Consider the following 18,135-nt stretch of genomic DNA (forward strand, 5'->3'; position numbering starts at 1 on the left):
ACATCACCACATCGACGCGGGCACCGCGCCGGACTTTGCGGTCGTAGGGGTGGTTCTCCCGCGCTCCGGGGATCAGGCCGTGGGCGTCGCACCGGTGAGCAGCGACAGCAGTCCCGGCAGTCCGCCCTCGGCCAAGGCGCGGCGCTGGCGGTCGGCCGGGGTGCCTTCCTGCAGGAGCCGGTGGACGAGGCCGCTGACCTCTCTGAGGTCGCCCGCATCGTCCAGGGCAGGGGTGATGTGGCGCAGCAGTGAGCAGAGCACGTCTCCGCTGCTGTGAGGGTGACCGTACGGGTCCACCAGGGTTCGGTTCAGGCCGTACCGGGCCGCGTGCCAGTTTCCGGCCTGCACGAGCTCCGGGTCGCTCACGGGCAGTGGTGCGCCCGCCTTCTCCTCCGTGATCGCCGTGGCGACCAGGGCCCGTACGATGCCGGCGAGCATGACGGCGTCGTCGGCACGGAGCTGGACGTCCGGGCAGCGCACCTCGATGGTCGGGTAACGGTCGGAGAGCCGGGCCTGCCAGTACACCTGGCCCCGGTCGGCGATGACCCCGGACCCCACCAGGGCCTCCAAGCGCCGCTCGTAGTCGGCGAAGCCGTCGAATGCCGGCGGCGGGCCGCTCACCGGCCAGCGGCTGAAGACGATGGTGCGCCAGCTCGCGAAGCCCGTGTCACGGCCCTCCCACAACGGAGAGTTGCCGGACATGGCCAGCAGTGTCGGCAGCCAGCCGCGGATCCGGTTCAGCACCGCGACCCCCGTGTCGGGGTCGGGGACCGCCACGTGGACGTGCGTGCCGCAGATCAGGTGCTCATCGACCAGTTGCCGGGCAGCGCCCTCCATCCGCAGGTAGCGCTGGGTCGGGGTCACGGGCACCGGGAGGGGGCCGCGGACCGGCGCTGCCCCCGTGGCGGCGATGCGGCAGCCGTTGGCCTCCGCGGCGGAGGCCACGGCGTGGCGCAGGCGCAGCAGGTGGCCTCCCACCTCGTCCAGGGTCGAGCACACGGGGGTGGCCACCTCGATCTGCGCCTGGAGCAGCTCGTCCTGCACCTCGCCCCGTTCGGCGAGCGATCCGAGCCCGGCCGTGCGGCTCACGTCCTCCACCCTGGGCGTCGGCAGCCCGCTCACCGGGTCCACCAGCAAGTACTCTTCCTCGACGCCGACCGTGATCACGTCCTGCGGCTACCCCGCCGCGCCTTGATCACGCGCCCGGACCTCAGGCCCGACCGGTGCGGTACCGCAGGGTTGCGGCGTGGGTACGGTGAGCTGCGGCGCCGACCCCGGATCCGGCACGGAGCTCGACGGGCCGGCCGCCGCCGCGAATCCCTCGTAACGCCCGACACGTCTCGCGCGGCAGGTTCGCGAGCCGGCGGCGGAGGCATGCGCGACGGCCCGGCGCGGGCTGTTGGTTCCGGCGCTTCGGTCAGGGAGCTGGGGAGTCGGTCGTGCGGGTGATGTCGTCGAGGCGGCCGTCGATCCGTGCGTGTTGCGTCGCGTCGCGTGTGGGCGGGGGTGCGCCGGGGGGTTGGGTGGGGGCGTTCTCCACGACCGCCCAGCCCTTGGCGCCCTTCAAGGTGCTGAACTCGACCAGGTGGTGATCGAGGTGGCCGGTGATCATCACTGCCAAGAGGGACAGGTACTCCCCCCGGAGGTCGGGGGAGAGGTTGCCCTCCTGCGGACCTCCCAGGAGGACCTGCTGTTCCTCGGCCAGGAGTGTGCACGTTGCCTGGACGGCTCGGACGAGTACCTCGAACTGCTCCCCGCCCAACCGCTTCCGTAAGAACTCCAGATGGGAGCCGAGGACGTCGGCCTCCGCTGCAGTGCCTCCAGGGTCCGGCGGATGGTTCTCGGCCATGCTTCCGCCCTTCCCCCGACGTCCGTCGCCCTGCCGCAGTGTAGGCAGGGGCCCGCGCTCCGACGGCGCTCTTCGGCCACCCGGCCGGCCCCGGCTGTCTTTGCCGACGCACCCCCAACCTCAGGCGCCCCGAATGCAATCGACTATGCCAGTTGCACATTCAAAAGGAATGCGATTTCGGCAATTCCGGGATGGATTACCCGCGTTCACTCTCCCAACGTTGACAGCGTGCTGCGTCTTGAGGGTAAATGAGTTCACAGGTGGCCTGATGTCGTCGTAGCTAGGCTGGATCAGGCCAGTCCGTGACCGGTTCGTTCCTCCCACCACCTGGTGGGGCCGTGGTGATGGCGCAGTAGAGGTGCCTATGGGGTCGCGGGTGTACGGCGTGGTTGTGTAATGAGCGGGTATTGACGCATCCGATGCTTCCGTGGGGGATCAATGGCCCAGCTCAGTTCTTTTTCCGTGCCCGACTTCCACCTTCCGTTCGGAAACTCCAAGCACCCCGACGCCGCCCGGGCGAACGCCGAGGCGACTTTGTGGGTGGTGCAGCACGAGCTCGTGACCGCCGCGGCCGAGGAGTTCTCCGGCATCGGGGTGGGCCACCTGGCCGGCCGGGTGAGCGGTGACGTCCCCTACGAGCGGGTTCTCCTCCTCGCCGAGTGGATGGCCTGGTCGTTCGTCCTGGACGACCAGCACGACCACCTCATCAGGGCGGGAAAGGTCGCGGCCTGGCGGCCCGTCACCGATGCGATCACCGGCTATCTGCGAACGGGGCGGATCGAGAAGTCGGCAGCGGGCCGAAATCCGTTGGTGACGGGATTCGTCGACCTGTGCGACCGGATCCTGGCAGGCATGTCCGAGGGGACCGCGGCCCGCTACCGCACCCATGTCCCCCTCATGCTCCACTCCTTGGACCAGGAGGCGGGCAACCGCGCCGCCGCGACGGCCCCGAGTGTCCGGGAATACGTCCTCATGCGCCGCCACAGCTCCCAGATCCTTCCGATGATGGACATGGTGGAGGCCGGGCTCGGGATCGACCTCCCGCAGAGCGTCCACGACCTCCCCGAGTTCCAGGCTCTCGTCGCGAGCGTGCTCGACGTCATCTCATGGGGCAACGACGTGTTCTCCCTGCCGAAGGAGCACGCCTGCGGGGACACCAACAACCTCGTCTCCCTCATCTCCTTCTGGGAGAGGTGCTCCCTCCCCGACGCCGTCCAGGCGGTCGAGGGGCGCATCCAGGAGCGCATCGACCAGTACCTGACCGAGGAGAAGCGTCTGATTCAGGCCGTGAAGGCGCTCCCCGGAACGGAACCGTCGCTGGTCGACGCGGTCACCCGCTGCGTGCGCAGTTACGAGGACTGGATGATCGGCGCCGACCTGTGGCAGCGTTATGAATGCACGCGGTACAGCGACGAACGGTTCGCGGCCGGACTGGAGTCTGCGTACACCCGCCCGGATCTTGTCTCCGCGGCGTGACGGAAAGTCAGTCCATGGCATCTGAAGCGCATTCCGGTCCCGAGGTCCATGCTCCGGTCGCCCCGGGACGGTTACCGCTCCTGGGACACGCGCTGCAACTGTGGCGTCGGCCGATCGCGTTCCTGGAGTCGCTCCGGGAATACGGCGACATCGTACGGATAGACATCGGCACCTGGCCCGTCCACGTGCTGACGAGCCCGGAGCACGTCCACTCCGTACTGGTCCAGCAGGCACAGCAGTTCGGCCGGGGAAGGATCTTCGACAGGCTCCGCCCGGTGTTCGGCAACGGGATCGTGACCACCGACGGCGAGTTCCACCGCAAGCAGCGCCGGATGATGCAACCCGCCTTCCACCGCAACCACATCGCCGAGTACGCCGAGGTGATGTGCCGGCAGGCGGAGGTGATGTCCGCCTCGTGGACGGCCGGCCGTGAGGTCTCCATGGTCACGGAGGCGCGCGGGTACGCGATGTCCTCGGTTGCCGAGATGATCTTCTCGGGGGACCTGAGCCGGCCCGCCGTCGACGAGGTCCACCGCTCGCTGCCCATCGTCCTGGAGGGCATGCTCGTACGTGCGGTCATGCCCAAGTCGCTGGACCGGCTGCCCATTCCGTACAACCGGCGGTTCGACGGCGCGGCCGCCCGGCTGCGCCGGACCATCGACGAGGTGATCGAGCAGTACCGCGCCGAGGAGCCGGCGGAGCGGGGCGACCGCCACGACCTGCTCTCCATGCTGCTGGCGGGCGTGGACTCCGAGACGGGCTCGGCGATGGATGCCGGGCAGGTGCGGGACGAGGTCATCGCCATCATGCTCGCCGGCACCGAGACCTCTGCGACCACCTTGTCCTGGATCTTCCACGAGATCGGCCGGCACCCCGAGGTGGAGGCGCGCGTCCACGCCGAAGTCGACAAGGTGGTGGGGTCCCGGCCCGTGCGTCCCGAAGACATACCCGCGCTGACCTACACGCACGACGTCTTCCAGGAGGCCCTGCGCCTGCATTCCCCCCTGCTCTTCACCCGCAGGGCCCTGGCTCCCCTCACCCTCGGCGGAATCTCGATCCCGGCCGGCGCGGAACTGGCCTACAGCCCCTACGCGCTGCACCGGGACCCCGCGCTCTTCCCCGAACCCGGCGTCTTCGATCCGGACCGCTGGCAGAAGGGCGCGAAGGAGCGTTCCCGTACGCACAGTTACGTCCCGTTCGGGGCCGGCCAGCACAAGTGCATCGGCGACTCCTTCGCCGTAGCGGAGATCCTGACCGCGGTGGCCACCGTCGCCTCGCGATGGCACCTGAAGCCCGCCCCGGGCATCATCGTGCGCGAACTTCCCGCAGGGATCCCGCAGCCCAGTGCACTGCCGATGATTCCCGTGGCGCGGAAGGTACAGCACTCTGCCCGAACGAGTGATGAGATACCGCAATAGTGTGCTGAAACAACATCAACTCCCGCTCGGGCCCGTACACTCTGCCGCACGTGCTGGAGGGGGCAAGGGATGTCACAGGTCACGGAACCGAGAAGCTGGAACACTCCGCCCCTGCTGGAGCGGGAGGCGGAAGTCCTCGCGATCCGACGTGCGGTGGACGTGCTCTGCGGCATCTCGGGCAACGGCGCGGCCCATCGCGGCGGGGGTCTCCTGACCTTCGCCGGATCGGCCGGCATAGGAAAGACCACCCTGCTGAGCGAGGCCCGCCGCCACGCCACCAGCCGCTCCTGCACCGTGCTCTTCGCGCGCGGCGGCGAGCAGGAGCGGCAGGTTCCGTTCCACGTGATGCGCCAGCTCATCCAGCCGGCCCTCGCCGCCATGAGCGAGGACGAACGGCGCGACGCGCTCGGCAGCTGGTACGGCATCATCGCCCCCGCGCTCGGGCTGACCGCCGCCCCGAAGGGTCCTACGGGGCCCGACCCGCAGGGCGTGCGCGACGGACTCGACTGGGTGGTCACGCACCTGGCGGTACGCAACGCCCCCGTCGTGCTGATCGTCGACGACGCGCACTGGGCGGACGCGGAGTCCCTGAGCTGGCTCACCTCCTTCGCGGCGCGCGCCGAAGAACTGGCCGTGCTGATCATGGTGGCCTGCCGGCCCGACGAGATCCCCGCCGACGCCGGCGCGCTGCGCGCCCTCATGGGACGCCAGGGGACGCGACCGCACGAGCTGGCTCCCCTGACCACGAGCGCCGTCGCGCGGATCGTGCGCGACGCCCTCGGCGAGAACGCGGACAACGTGTTCTGCCGTGAATGCTGGGCGATCACCGGCGGAAACCCCTTCGAGGTGGTCGAGCTGGTCATGAAGGGCCGCGACCGGGGGCTGAAGCCGTACCAGGGCAGCATCCCCGAACTGCGCGACCTGGCCTCCGCGGTCAAGGGCAGCGGCCTGATCGACCGGCTCGAACAGCTCGGCCCGTCCACCGTCCGGCTTGCATGGGCCGCCGCCGTGCTCGGCACCGCGGTCCCCCTCGGCATCGTCGGTGGTGTGGCCGCCCTCGGTGAGGCGCAGGCCGCCGAGGCCATCGACCGGCTGCGGGCCGCACGCATCCTGACCGTCCTCACGGGCGTACGGCGCAAGGAAGTCGTCGAGTTCTTCCACCCGCTCATCGCCACCGCCGTGTACCGCTCGATTCCGCCCGGTGTACGCGTAGCCATGCACGGGATGGCCGCCCAGGCCGTCATCGACGACGGGCAGGGTTCCGCGGCCGCCGCCCGCCACCTGCTGGAGATGCACCCCGAGGGCGACCCGTGGGTCGTCCAGCAGCTGCGCCAGGCCGCGCGCGAGAGCTTCTCCGCGGGCGCTCCCGATGCCGCGCGCCGCTACCTGGCACGTGCCCTGCGCGAGCCCCCGGAGGTGGAGGACCGCGCTGCGGTCCTGTTCGAACTGGGCTCCGCCAACCTCCTGCACGAGCCCGCTACGACGATCAACCAGCTCAGGGCCGCGCTGGAGGAGCCCAAGACCGATCAGGCCCTGCGCGAGGCGATCACGTACCGGCTCGCCCAGGCGCTCGGCCACACGGGTCAGCTGGGTCTGGCGGCAGGACTCCTCGCGGACGAGGCGCGGCGCGCCACGAGCTCCCGTACACGGCTGCGCATGCAGGCCGAGCAGTTCAAATGGAACGCCGTCCGCTTCGACGAGGAGAACTCGCCCGCCCGCTCCCGGCTCCTCGCCCAGTTCGCCAAGCGGCTCACGGGCCGGGGTCTGCCCGAGCGGCACATCCTCGGCCTGCGGGCCTGGGACGCCGCGATGCGCGGCGAGCCGGCCTCCACCGCCCTGGAGTACGCGGAACAGGCGCTCGACGGGGGCATGAGCTGGACCGACCAGGACTTCGGCTTCGAGGTACCCGCCGTCCTCGCGGTCACGCTCATGTACTGCGACCAGCCCGGCCGGGCCGAGGACCTCTTCAACACCGCGATCATCGAGTTCGAGGGGAAGGGCTGGCGCGGCGCCCACCTGTCCTTCGTCTGCACCCTGCTCGGCTACGTCCGCTACCGGCGCGGGAAGCTCGCCGAGGCCGAGGACTTCGTACGCAACGGCCTGCAGATCGCCGACCGCGTCGGTACCGGGATCCCGGCGCAGTGGTACGCGATCGGCACCCTCATCGAGACGCTGCTCGCCCGGGGAAACACCGCCGAGGCCCAGCGCATCGCCAAGGCCTACAAGCTGGCGGACGGCTTCCCCCAGGCCGTGGTCTATCCCGATCCGCAGGCCGTGTGGGGCAAACTGCTCCTGGCCCAGGGCAGGATCGAGGAGGCGGAGCACCACCTCACCGCAGCCGGGCGGCGCCTGGATCTGCGCGGGACGCGCAATCCCTCGTGGAGCCCCTGGCAGCTGGACCTGGCGCTCGCACAGGCCACGCACGCGCCCGGGCAGGCATGGGCCACGGCGGCCGAAGCGGTCGCACGGGCCCGCGCGTTCGGGACGTCCAGCGTGATCGGACACGCCCTGCGCGTCGCGGCCGCGGCCGGGGACCCGTCCCAGGCGGCGGGCCTGCTGCAGGAGGCGGTGGAGTACCTCGAACAGTCTCCGGCCGCCTACGAGCTCGCGCACGCGCTCATCGACCACGGCCTGGCCCTGCACGCCATCGGCGACCCGCACCAGGCGGCGCAGCAGACGTACCGGGGCATGGAGGTGGCCGCCGACTGCGGCGCGGAGGGGCTCGTGAGCCGGGCCAGGACGCAGCTGGCCTCGGCAGGTCTGCGGCCCCGGCGCCTGCACACCTCCGAGCAGGACACCCTGACCGTCGCCGAGCTCGAGGCTGCCCGCCACGCCTCGGAGGGGATGGACAACAGGGCGATCGCCGCGGCGATGCACACCAACGCCCAAGCGGTGTCAGAGCTGTTGTCCGCGGTCTTCACGAAGCTGGGCACCGACCGGCTCGGCTTGCACCGGGCGCTCGGAGCCTGATCGCACACCGTCGTACCCGTCTCCGCTGACAGCCCCCGTAGGGAACCATTTAGGATGTCGGCCGCGTGTTGATGTCATGTACGGGGGAGAAATTCGGTGTTCGGAATCATCAGGCCGTGCCGTCATCGTCTGGGCGAGGGCTTGCGTACCGAGTGGATGGCGCACCTGTGCGGGCTGTGCCTCGCTCTGCGCAGCGAGTACGGACAGTTCGCGAGGGTGGCCACGAACTACGACGGGCTGATCGTCTCGGTGCTGACCGAGGCGCAGTCGGAGCGTACCGGGGACTGGCGGCGGGGTGCCGGTCCGTGCCCGCTGCGCGGGATGCGGTCGGCGGACGTGGCGCAGGGCGAGGGTGCGCGGCTGGCGGCGACGGTGTCGCTGGTGCTGGCCGCGGCGAAGATACGTGACCATGTGGCCGACGGGGACGGCCTGGTGGGGCGGCGCCCGGTGGCGCTGGCGGCCCGCCGGATCGCCCACGGCTGGGACCGGGCGGGCGCCGCGGGTGGCGAACGGCTCGGTTTCGACACCGCTGTGCTGATCGGGGCGGTCGAGCGCCAGCCGGAGGTCGAGCGGTCGACCGGCCCCGGGGGCTCGCTGCTGACGGTCACGGAGCCCACGGAGACGGCGACCGCAGCCGCCTTCGCGTACACCGCGGTGCTCACGGATCGCCCCGGCAACGCCGAGCCGCTGGCGGAAGCCGGCCGTCTGTTCGGTCGGCTGGCGCATCTGCTGGACGCGGTGGAGGACCGGGCCGCGGACGAGGCGGCCGGTGCGTGGAACCCCATCGCCGTGACCGGCGCGGACCTCACCGAGGTGCGCCGGCTCTGCGACGACGCCGTCCGTGGAGTCCGACTCGCCCTGTCCGATGCGGCGTTCGTCGACGACCGGCTTGTGCGGGCACTTCTGGGCGGAGAGTTGGAGCGTGCCGTCGACCGGGTCTTCGCCCCCGGGCATCGTCACCATCAGCACCGCCCCCAGGCGCGGGGCCTTCGCATGCTGCCCTGGCTGGGACGCCGTCCGGCGACGGAAGCGCCCTCGGGGACCGGTGCCGGCGCGGCCTGCGGCGTCGGTGCGCTTGCGGGCGCGGCTCCTGAGGGTGGGCCGATGGCTTCGGGCCGGCCGTCGGAGGGGCAGTGTCAGCGGTGTCGCGAGTGGCGCCAGTTGTGCGCCGATTGCAGGTTGTGCTTCAGCTGCTGCCGCTGCAGCGCCGATGAGGGAGAACCCTGGGAGTTCGGCGAAGGCAACCCCTACAACGGTTCGAGCCGCGACGGTTCCGGCAGGGATGGTTCCGGCAGGGAGGGTTCCGGGGGTGACGGCTGGTTCGGCGGCCATGGGGGAGGAGCCAACTCGGGTGGCAGCTCCGGTGGTTCCGGCGGCGGACATGGCTCCGGTGGCTCCGGTGGTGGCTCTGGTGACGGCTGCGGCGGTGGTGGCGGCGGCTGCTGCAACCCGTGCAAGTGCTGCTGCGACTGCTGCGACTGAGCGGACATCGTCACCCCCGCCGGGTGCCCCTCACGAGGCGGGAGGCATGCGCTTCTCGATCCTGGAGAGGAGCTCCTGGTGCCGGACGCCGTCGAGGGTGAGGGCGTCGAGCGGGCGCAGGTAGGGGAGATTGTCGCGGATCGGGTAGCCGCGCCGCAGACGGGGGTTGTAGAGGAGCTCGTCCTCGGGGACGTGGACGAGCGGGCCCTTGTCCACGGGGCAGGCGAGGAGGGGGAGGAGGCGGGGGTCGGGCTCAGTGGGCTGCCGCATGGCGGGGCTCTCCTTGGCGGGTCGGTGCGGGTGACGGTTCGTCGTGGCGCGGGAGGGCGAGCAGGACGAGGACGGCGAGCGCGGTGCCGCCGAGGCGCAGCGCCAGCCGGAGCGGGTCGGAGGGGAGGTGTTCACCGAAGACCACGGTGCCGGCGACGACGGTGAAGATGCTGGACACGGTGGTGGTGACCGGGACGATGACGGAGGCGCGGTGGCGTTGGAGCGCGGTCTGGGACAGGGCGAGACCGGCTGCTCCGGTGGCGACGAGCAGCCAGGGGTGGGGTCCTCGCACGAGCTCGGGCAGGGCTGCCGTCACCGATCGGTCGGCCAGCACGGCCGAGGTGCCCTTGATGGCGAGTGAGCTCACCCCGTAGAGGAGCCCGAGGGCGACGCCGTACGGTACGCCGGAGCTGCTGCGGCGGTGCCGACGGCCGGCTCGGCGCAGCGAGGCGAGGAACAGCAGGAGCCCGAAGCCGAGGCAGGGGAGGCAGACGGCGAGCAGGGGCAGGACGGGTGCTGCCGCTCCGACCCGGTCGCCGTCGTCGTTGGCGCCGCCGTCGCCGAGCGAGCCGATGACGGCGAGCAGGGCGAGCAGGATGACGCCGGTGGCGAGCAGTTCCCGGCGGCCCGGGCGCTCGCCCAGTGCGACGGCAGAGAGGGCGATCAGGAGCACCGTCCCCGAGAGGAACACCCCCTGGGCGGCGGCGATCGGGAGCAGCTGGTAGACCTTCAGCTGGGCGCCGAAGCCCAGGCCCAGCACGGCGAAGCCGAGCAGCCAGCCGGGACTGGAGGCCAGCGCCCGGACCAGGTGGAGCGGGCGGCGGGGGTCCAGCGCCGGGAGGGCGGCCAGTGCGCGCTTCTCGAGGACGAAGCCCGCGCTGTAGAGGGCGTTGGCGAGCAGGGCGACCGCGACGCCGAGGATCATCGGCGTCGTCCTTCCTGTGCCAGCGCGTCGAGGTGCTCGGCGCAGCTTCGGGCGAGGTCGGCGGCGGCGGGTCCGGAAAGCAGCTGGTGGCAGTGGCGGACGGCGAGGTGGAGGCGGCCGTCGAGGGTGAGGGCGCTGACGGAGAGCCCTCGGGGCATCCGGACGGGCGCCGAGAACCACAGCGCTTCGGCCGGGCCGGCGGGGCCGAAGTCGAGGGGGTGGGTGACCCGGCCGAGGTTGCTGACCAGGGCGGTGGACGTCCAGGGTGCGGCGACGCGGCGCAGCGCCCGGGTCAGCGGGGCCTTGGCGCCGACGGGCAGCCAGGGGGCGCTGACCAGCCGGGCGACGGGGCCGCCACCGGTGACCGGGGCGGCCTTGGCGGCGCGGGTCTGCGTGCTGATCCGGCCCAGCAGCGTGGCGGCGGTACCGGCACCGGCATCCGGGGCGGGTGCCTCGGCGCGGATGGTGGCCAGGTGGTTGTGGTTGCCCATCGGGGCGCCCGGGGCGAGCGGCCCGTACGGGCGGTCGTCGATCGGCATCGACAGGTGGATCGGGCCGGCGGGGTGGTCGTGCCGGTGGTTCCACTCGGCCAGGGTCAGCTGGACCGCGGTCAGGAGCAGGTCGTTGACGGTCGGACGCGACGGGCCGGAGGGATTGCCGCTGGTCAGGGCGAGCGGGAGCACGCTCAGGTGGACACCGACGCCGGCACCGGGCGAGGGGTCGGCGGCGGGCGCGATGCGGGCCGGGCGGCCACCCCCGGCGGCGGCAGCGGCCGTACCCGCAGCCGTGCCGGTACGCGCAGCCGTGCCCGCGCGCGTGACCGTGTCCGTACGAGCGACCGTTCCCGTACGAGCATCCGTGCCCGCGCCCCCAGCCGCCGCGCGGGCGCCGCCCGAACCACCGGTGCCCCGGCCGGCCGGGGCACCGGCGTACTCGTCGGCGGTGTCGCAGAGCAGCCGCAGGCAGGTGCCGGCGTCCGCGAGGGTGTGCGCTGCCGTCAGCAGGAGGGCGGTGCCGCCACCGGGTGCGGGGGCGGCCTCCAGCCGCAGCGGCGGGCCGGCCGCCAGTGGGGGCGGTTCGGTGAGGGCGCGGCGGCGGGTGGGGTCGAGGGCGGCGGTGGCCGCCACCGCGGTGGGGCCGAGCGGTGCCGGCTCCCAGTGGTAACGGCGGTGCCACCAGCGGGAGTCGGCCTGCCGTACCCGGAGCGTCGGGTGGGCGGCCAGGGCCCGGGTGAAGGCGGCCCGCAGCCGCTCGACGTCGACGGTGCCCGGGAGGTGGGCCTCCAGGTGGACGGTGTCCGCGTCGAGGTTCTCCTGGAGCAGGTGGCGCGCGTACTCGTCCATCGGGGGAAAGGGGAAGCGCCCCTGCCGCCCGGACGGGATCCGGGCGGCAGGGGCGGCGGGGGACGGGCGGGTCACGGGGCCTCGGCCCGGTGTCGGGGCCCGGTGGCGTGGCGGTCCGCCGTGATCAGCACGGCGGCCAGTGCCAGCAGGGCGAGCACCTCGGCGGTCGGGCCGACCGCCCCGCTCGGGGGCGACAGGGCCGCCAGCAGACCGGCGCCGGCCATGGCAGCCCCGGCGACGTACGGCAGCAGGCTCGGCCACTTGAACGCGACCAGGATCAGCGGCAGCGCCAGCAGGGCGAGCGGACCGCCGACGAAGCCGAGGACCAGCAGCGGGAAGACCACGCCCAGCAGCCACCGGGGAGCGTCGGCCGCATCCCAGTCCTGCGGGTCGGGAAGGTCCGGCCGGCCGCCCCGGCGCCGCAGCGCCGGCACCAGGACCAGCCCGGCGAGCACCAGGAGGGCGAGTCCGCCGAGGACGAGGCCGACGTCGTAGGTGGTGGCGGGGGCGTAGGAGAGCAGTACGGTTCCGCCCGCGCCCTCCGGGACCACGTAGCCCTGCTGCCAGCCGTCGAGCCGGACGGACTTCAGCGGTTTGCCGTTCAGGGTCGCGCGCCAGCCGGAGTTGGCGTTCTCGTGCACCTGGAGGTAGGAGGCGGCGCCCTCGCCGATCCGCACGCGGCGCTCGTCCCCGGACCAGGACAGGACTTGCGCGGTCCTGCGCGCACCGGGACCGGCGGCCGGGCTCGCGGTGCGGGCCGAGAGGGTGAGGTCGGTGACGGCCAGTGCGCCGTCGTCGGAGGAGGACACCCGGTGCTCGCCCCGGCCGAGCGTCAGGGTGGGCTCGCCGTCCGGGCACAGGGTCACGGTGACGGGGTGCCGGTTCTGCAGGGACGCGACCGTACCGGACACGGAGGTCTGGTGGGCGACCCCGTCCACGGTGACGACCGGGCCCTTGCCGCAGGGCAGGGTGAAACCGGTGTCCTCGGTGTCCGGGGACTCCTGGCGGATCATCAGGTCGGCCAGGGCCGGGACGTGCACCTCGCTCAGACCCGCCGGCAGCTGGAGGCTCTGCCCGGCGAGCGGGTTGTGGACGAGGACGGGGGCGGTCGCGGTGACCGTGATCGTCAGCCGGTCGGTGGTCAGCGGGGCGAACCGGACCAGGCCGTTGGCGTCCACCCCCGCGCTGACGGCATCGGTCGGAGTGCTGAGCTGTACTTGGGTCGGCCGGGAGGAGAGGCCGCCGGCGGCACCGAGCACCAGCTGGTCGATGCTGCGGCTGCCCTGCCAGGCGAGGCGGACGGTGGGCTTGCTGCCCGCGATCCAGGCGGTGGTGAGGTCGCCGTCGAGCAGATTGCGCGGGCTGCCGGAGGTGGTGGAGTCGGCCTCGGCGCCGACCCGCTGGGTGGCCCGGTGGGGGGCGACCTGGTCCAACAGGGCGTCCAGAGCCGGGCCGGGGAGGGCGACGGCGTTTCCGGTGACCGTGAAAGCCCCTGCTTCGGTGGTGAGTTGACGGTTGAGACCGGTCTCGACGCTGCCCGACCGGGAGCCGCCGAGGTCGAGGGTGCGATGCAGCGAGTAGGTGTCGGCCGCAGCAGCCGGGAGGGACAGCACACGGGTCGCCTTGACGCCGGGGATCGAGATCTCCGAGAACCCGGCCCCGCCCACGCCGGTGTGGGCGGTGACGGCGCCCTCGATGGTGATCCTGACCCATGCGGCGGGCCCCGCCGGGGCGTTGACGGTCTGCGCGACGGCCTGCGGCTGCAGCACGCTCACCCGCGAGCCGCGGTCCGTGGTGATCCGCACCTTGGTGATGGTGGGCCGCAGGGAACCCCCGGCCAGCGGGGTGACCTCGAGGGTGGCGGGGAGGTCCACCGACCCGTTGAAGTCGATCCGCAGCCACTGGCCCACCGGATCCGCACTGCTGCCCTCCGCCCAGGCCGTGCCGGAGATTCCGTCGAAGGCCCCGACCGGGTCGTACTGCGGCAGGGCGAACAGCCAGGATCCGTAGGAGGAGGCGGTGACCGACTTGGCGCCTTCGATCACCGAGGTGGTCTGCCGGGCGGGGGAGCCGGCCGGGCCCGAGGGCAGGATCTGCCTCGGTGCGCCTCCGGGGTCCTGGCCGGCGTCCTCCGGGTTGGTCTCCGTGGCGGTGTAGGTGTACGAGTTGTTGCCGTCGACCAGGCCGAAGAGCGTGTCGCCCCGGCGCTGACCGTCGGCGGTGGCCCGCAGCGCGGCCCCGGCACCGGCCGGCAGGGGGTCGCCGGCGAGGATCACCGGACGGTCCGTCACCGTTCCGCTCGCGGAGAGCTGGAGCAGCGACTCGGGGCCGCCGCTGACCACCGCGGTGTCGGCGACCGGTCGGGCGGTGACCCGGCCGGGTGCGGCGCCACCACCGGTGGGGGCGAAGATCTCCACCGCGTCGTACTGCCGGTACAGGCCCTGGACCTGGACCGGAGTGTCGGGCGGGAGCTGTCCGGAGGTCATGGGCGGGCCGAAGCCGGTCACCCGCTCGTAGCCGGAGGCCAGCAGGGTGGCGCGTACCGTCTGCGGCGGGATGTAGCCGGCCTGCGCGGGGTCGAGGTCGTTGCGGACCACCAGGTGGTGGACGCCGGACCGTTCCAGGAAGGCCCCGAGCCCCGGCACCCGGGTGCCGGTCGCCAGCGCCTCCTGGATCGCCTCCAGGTAGCGTCGCTCGCCGGCCTGGCCGAAGGGCACGAAGTTGTACTGCGCCCATGGCGAGTCCGCCAGCACGTCGAGCGGCTCGTCGATGGTCGAGCCCCAGGTGTAGAGGCCGTGCGCGTCGGCGGGGACCACCAGGGCCCGGCTGTCGGACGCCTTGGCGCTCAGGTACGCCGCGGTCTGCTTCCACTGCGAGGGCAGCGCCCTGAAGGAGCCCGGCTGGACGACGTTGCCGTTCAGGTAGGGCAGCGCGAGGCCGGGCAGGACCGCGAGCGCGACCAGGGCCGGGACCAGGCGCGGCCGGGCGGCGGTCCGGGCCATGGGGCGGCCGCACAGGTGCGCCAGGCCCAGGGCCAGCGCCAGTGCCAGGCCGGTCTGGAACTTGTAGATGTTGCGCAGCGGCGCCAGCGCACCGTCGAGCAGCTGCTGGACGGCGCCGTGGAAGGGCGCGCCGAGGGAGCCGCCGTACCCGGCGAGGGTGATCAGCGCGACCGTGCCGACGACCAGCAGCAGCCAGCGCCGCTCGGGCAGGTCCCGGCGGGCGAGCCCGGCCAGGCCGAGCGCCGCGGCGAGCGCGGAGCAGGCGATCACCAGGACGTTCGCCGCGACGTCCCAGCCGGCGGGCAGCCAGGCCGAGCCGAAGTGCAGGTAGGCCACCCAGTTCCCGGCCCCGCGCAGCAGCTCGGTGGCGGACATGGTGGCCGTGGTGGTGGACGCCTGCTCGATGTAGCGCAGGAAGTCGGCGCCGTAGGAGTTGAGCAGCACCAGCGGCACGGCCCACCAGGCCGTGGCGAGCAGCACGCCGGGCACCCACCAGGCGATCAGGCGCCACTTGCGGCTGCCCCCGGGCCGGCTGAGCAGGTAGAGCCCGACCGGAAGCAGCGAGGCCGCCACCGAGGTCGCGTTGACGCCGCCCATAAGCGGGATGACCAGTGCGGAGCGCAGTGCGGCGGCGCGCGCGGAGACGAAGCGGGTGAGCGGCAGCAGGACCCAGGGCAGGACGGCGCCGGGCAGCGCGGCGGCCGAGGTGGAGCCCACCACGATCGTGAACACGGGCCACAGCGCGTAGCAGGCCGCGCCGAGCAGCCGGCTCGGCCGGGATCCGTACCCGAGGCGTTCGGCGAGCCGCAGAGCGCCCCAGAAAGCAGCGGTCACCACCAGCGACAGCCACAGCCGCTCCGCCAGCCAGACCGGCAGCTGGAGCAGATCGGCGATCAGGTAGTACGGCAGCATCGGGAAGGCGTAGCCGACGTACTGGTTGGACAGACCGCCGAAGCTGCCCTCGCTCTGCCAGAGCGTTCCGAGCGAGCCGAGGAAGCCCACAGGGTCGAGCGCGACGGCGAGCTTGGTGTCAAAGGCGATCCGTCCGGGCGCGGCGGCCAGGAAGGCGGACAGGACCAGCAGCCAGAAGACGGCGAGCCAGCGGCGGCCGGTACGCGGCTCGGGGCGCGGCCTCGAGGGCGGCGCGGCGTGGAGCTGCACAGTGGGGGCGCTCATTCGGAGGTTCTCCGCATCACCAGGAGAAGGTTCCAGGACGCGATCTCGCGCAGGCCTGGAATACGGACGAGGGTCTCGGCCAGGAACGGCCAGTAGCGCGATCGTGCGGAAAGGATCTCGACGTCGCCGCGCCCGCGCACGTGGCGCAGCACGGGGCCGATGTGCACCCGGTAGAGGTTCTCGCCGAGGGTGTGCTTGGCACTGTGCCCGGTGCGCCGCTGGTAGCGGCGCCGGGCCCGGGCGGCGCCGAGCAGGTGCCAGGGCGAGGTCTCGTGGCCGCCCCAGGGGGAGAACCAGTTGGTGTACGAGACGTACACCAGGCCGCCGGGGCGGGTGACCCGCACCATCTCGCTGATGAAGGTCTCCGGGTCCGGCACGTGCTCCAGCACGTTGGAGGAGAAGCAGACGTCGGCGGCGCCGTCGCTGAGCGGCAGCCAGTACCCGTCCGCGACGACCGCGTGGCCGGGTGTGGCTCCGCCGCGCGAGTGCAGCTCGGCAAGGTCCGGCTCGAAGAGGAAGGCGTGCGCGCCGCGGGCCCGGAACGCCTCGGTGAAATGGCCGGCGGCGCCGCCGACGTCGGCCACCACCGCCCCGGCCAGGGGCGCGTACCGCTCGACCTGGTCGGCGGCGTCCTCGGCCAGCAACGAGTAGAACGTCTCCGGGTCGCTCTGCTCGCTGCGGAAGGCGCGGAACAGCGCGAGGGAGCGCCGCAGGGAGGGGTCTTTCACGAGCGCTCCGCCGTGGACGGGGCCGGGGGCTCGGCCATGGTGCGTACGAGGCCGGCCATGGTGGGCCCGGCGCCGGCCGTGGTGCGCCCGGCCCCGGTCCGCCCGGAGGAATGCAGGGCCACGGCCTCGGCGGCAGCGGCCTGGAAGCGGTCGACGCTGTGCTCCCAGGTGAACTGCTCCGCGCGGTGGCGCGCCGCCGCACCCATCGCGGAGCGGCGTTCGGCGGACAGGGCCAGCGCGCACCAGGCCGCGGCGAACCCGCTCTCGGCCCGGGCGAGCAGGCCGGTGCGACCGTGGACGACGGAGTCCCGCAGGCCCGGGATCTCGAAGCCCACCGCGGGCGTCCCGCGGATGGCGGCCTCGGTGACCACCAGGCCCCACCCCTCCAGTGAGGAGGGGTGCAGCAGCAGCCAGCTCCGGCAGAGCAGCCGGTGCTTCTCGGCTTCGTCGACCCGCCCGGCGAAGATCACGTCGGGCCCGGCCTGCGCCTCCAGACGGTCCCGCTCCGGGCCGTCGCCCACGATGACCAGCTTGCCTCCGGTGATCGGGCGGACCCGCTCCCACAGGCGCAGCAGCAGGTCGATCCGCTTGTACTCCACCAACCTGCCCACGGCGGTGAACAGCGGCTCGTCGGATTCGGGGAGCAGCGGCCCGGGGGCCTCGACTCCGTTGGGAACGAGATGGATGCGGTCGGCCGGTACGCCGATCCGCGCCATCGCCTCGGCGGTGGACGGGGACACCGCGACCATGAGGCTGCGGCGGTGGGTCCGGGTCAGCGCCCGGTGTTCCAGCATCCGGCCGGCCCGGGCGACCGGTCCGGGCAGGCGCTGGTCCCAGAGGTCGGTGTGCACGTGGTTGACCAGGCACATCACCGGTCCCCGGTGCCACAGCGGCGCCAGGTACGGGACGCCGTTGCAGACCTCGACCAGCAGGTCGGTCTCGCCGACGCTGCGGCCGAACGCGCCCGGGGTACGGAGGAAATGGTCGTACGTGCCGCCGGAGGAGACCACGCGGTAATTGCGGTCGACGGACGGTTCAGGGCCTCCGCAGAGCAGGGTGACTTCGTGCCCGCGATCGGCCAGTCCGGAGGACAGCCGGTCGACGAGCAGTTCCGAACCGCCGGCGGCGGGGTTGGCCAGGTCTCGCCAAGCGAGGACGGTGATCCGGCGGGGGACCTCCTGCGACGGTCGCACGGCCGTGACGGCCGGAGGCTGGAGTGGGGACATCTGATGTGCCATGGGAGCTCCTGGGAGGGGCGGTGCTCAAGGCAGTGAGGGGAGGGAGGGCAGGGAGGGGCAAGGAGGGGTTCGGCTCAGGGGACCGGGGGGTGACCGGTGGGGGAGTCGCACGGGAGGGACCGGGGGATGTGCGGCTGGCGGCGCGCGGGTGGCGCGCGCCGCCAGTGTGGGCTGTTGCTACCGCCCGGTACTACTCACCAGATTGATAAATTCCGGTCGGGTCCGGACGGCGTGCATCTTCCGTCTGTCACTCCGGTG

At 72.7% G+C, this 18,135-nt stretch carries 12 protein-coding genes; 4 read left to right on the plus strand and 8 right to left on the minus strand.

From position 1 onward, the window contains the following. Positions 1 to 72: 72 nt before the first annotated feature. Both NLX94_RS06770 and NLX94_RS06775 read right to left on the minus strand, forming a co-directional pair. Positions 73 to 1,167 carry a glutamate--cysteine ligase gene (locus tag NLX94_RS06770; RefSeq protein ID WP_254381666.1) on the minus strand — a complete coding sequence of 365 codons (1,095 nt, stop codon included), beginning with the start codon at positions 1,165 to 1,167 and terminating at the stop codon, positions 73 to 75. Between the two features lie 250 nt (positions 1,168 to 1,417). Then, complete coding sequence (locus tag NLX94_RS06775) at positions 1,418 to 1,849, minus strand: hypothetical protein (RefSeq protein WP_254381667.1); 432 nt, start codon at positions 1,847 to 1,849, stop codon at positions 1,418 to 1,420. A gap of 438 nt (positions 1,850 to 2,287) precedes the next feature. Between NLX94_RS06775 and NLX94_RS06780 the strand changes: the two genes are divergently transcribed. The 4 genes from NLX94_RS06780 (at position 2,288) to NLX94_RS06795 (ending at position 9,195) form a co-directional block, all read left to right on the plus strand. Continuing rightward, the gene (locus NLX94_RS06780) at positions 2,288 to 3,325 is read left to right on the plus strand and encodes a terpene synthase family protein (RefSeq protein WP_254381668.1); all 1,038 of its coding nucleotides are present in this window, start codon (positions 2,288 to 2,290) and stop codon (positions 3,323 to 3,325) included. A 14-nt stretch (positions 3,326 to 3,339) separates the two neighbouring features. Then, positions 3,340 to 4,743, plus strand: a complete 1,404-nt coding sequence (locus NLX94_RS06785; RefSeq protein WP_254381669.1) for a cytochrome P450 — start codon at positions 3,340 to 3,342, stop codon at positions 4,741 to 4,743. Positions 4,744 to 4,812: 69 nt separating this feature from the next. Beyond that, positions 4,813 to 7,713, plus strand: coding sequence for an AAA family ATPase (locus tag NLX94_RS06790; RefSeq protein WP_254381670.1), 2,901 nt, complete (start codon positions 4,813 to 4,815; stop codon positions 7,711 to 7,713). Positions 7,714 to 7,809: 96 nt separating this feature from the next. Next, on the plus strand, positions 7,810 to 9,195 hold the full coding sequence (locus tag NLX94_RS06795; RefSeq protein WP_254381671.1) for a DUF5685 family protein: 1,386 nt from the start codon (positions 7,810 to 7,812) through the stop codon (positions 9,193 to 9,195). 30 nt (positions 9,196 to 9,225) lie between these two features. Here NLX94_RS06795 and NLX94_RS06800 read toward each other — a convergent pair whose 3' ends face one another. The 6 genes from NLX94_RS06800 to NLX94_RS06825 all read right to left on the minus strand — a co-directional run bounded on the left by NLX94_RS06800 (position 9,226) and on the right by NLX94_RS06825 (position 17,865). Next, positions 9,226 to 9,465: a Trm112 family protein gene (locus NLX94_RS06800; RefSeq protein WP_254381672.1), complete on the minus strand. Its 240-nt coding sequence runs from the start codon at positions 9,463 to 9,465 to the stop codon at positions 9,226 to 9,228. Then, positions 9,449 to 10,390 (minus strand): hypothetical protein, encoded by a 942-nt coding sequence (locus tag NLX94_RS06805; protein WP_254381673.1) that lies wholly within the window; start codon positions 10,388 to 10,390, stop codon positions 9,449 to 9,451. Before NLX94_RS06805 ends, NLX94_RS06800 begins: the two co-directional genes overlap by 17 nt. Continuing rightward, entirely contained in the window at positions 10,387 to 11,733 is a 1,347-nt protein-coding gene (locus NLX94_RS06810) for a condensation protein (RefSeq protein ID WP_254381674.1), read from the minus strand. Before NLX94_RS06810 ends, NLX94_RS06805 begins: the two co-directional genes overlap by 4 nt. Before the next feature lie 71 nt (positions 11,734 to 11,804). After that, positions 11,805 to 15,911, minus strand: coding sequence for an alpha-(1->3)-arabinofuranosyltransferase family protein (locus NLX94_RS06815; protein ID WP_254381675.1), 4,107 nt, complete (start codon positions 15,909 to 15,911; stop codon positions 11,805 to 11,807). After that, positions 15,908 to 16,639, minus strand: coding sequence for a class I SAM-dependent methyltransferase (locus NLX94_RS06820; protein WP_254381676.1), 732 nt, complete (start codon positions 16,637 to 16,639; stop codon positions 15,908 to 15,910). Before NLX94_RS06820 ends, NLX94_RS06815 begins: the two co-directional genes overlap by 4 nt. After that, positions 16,636 to 17,865 carry a glycosyltransferase family 4 protein gene (locus NLX94_RS06825; RefSeq protein ID WP_254381881.1) on the minus strand — a complete coding sequence of 410 codons (1,230 nt, stop codon included), beginning with the start codon at positions 17,863 to 17,865 and terminating at the stop codon, positions 16,636 to 16,638. Before NLX94_RS06825 ends, NLX94_RS06820 begins: the two co-directional genes overlap by 4 nt. Positions 17,866 to 18,135 lie beyond the last annotated feature (270 nt).

This window comes from Streptomyces sp. TBY4, assembly GCF_024213195.1.
Taxonomy (GTDB): Bacteria; Actinomycetota; Actinomycetes; order Streptomycetales; family Streptomycetaceae; genus Streptomyces.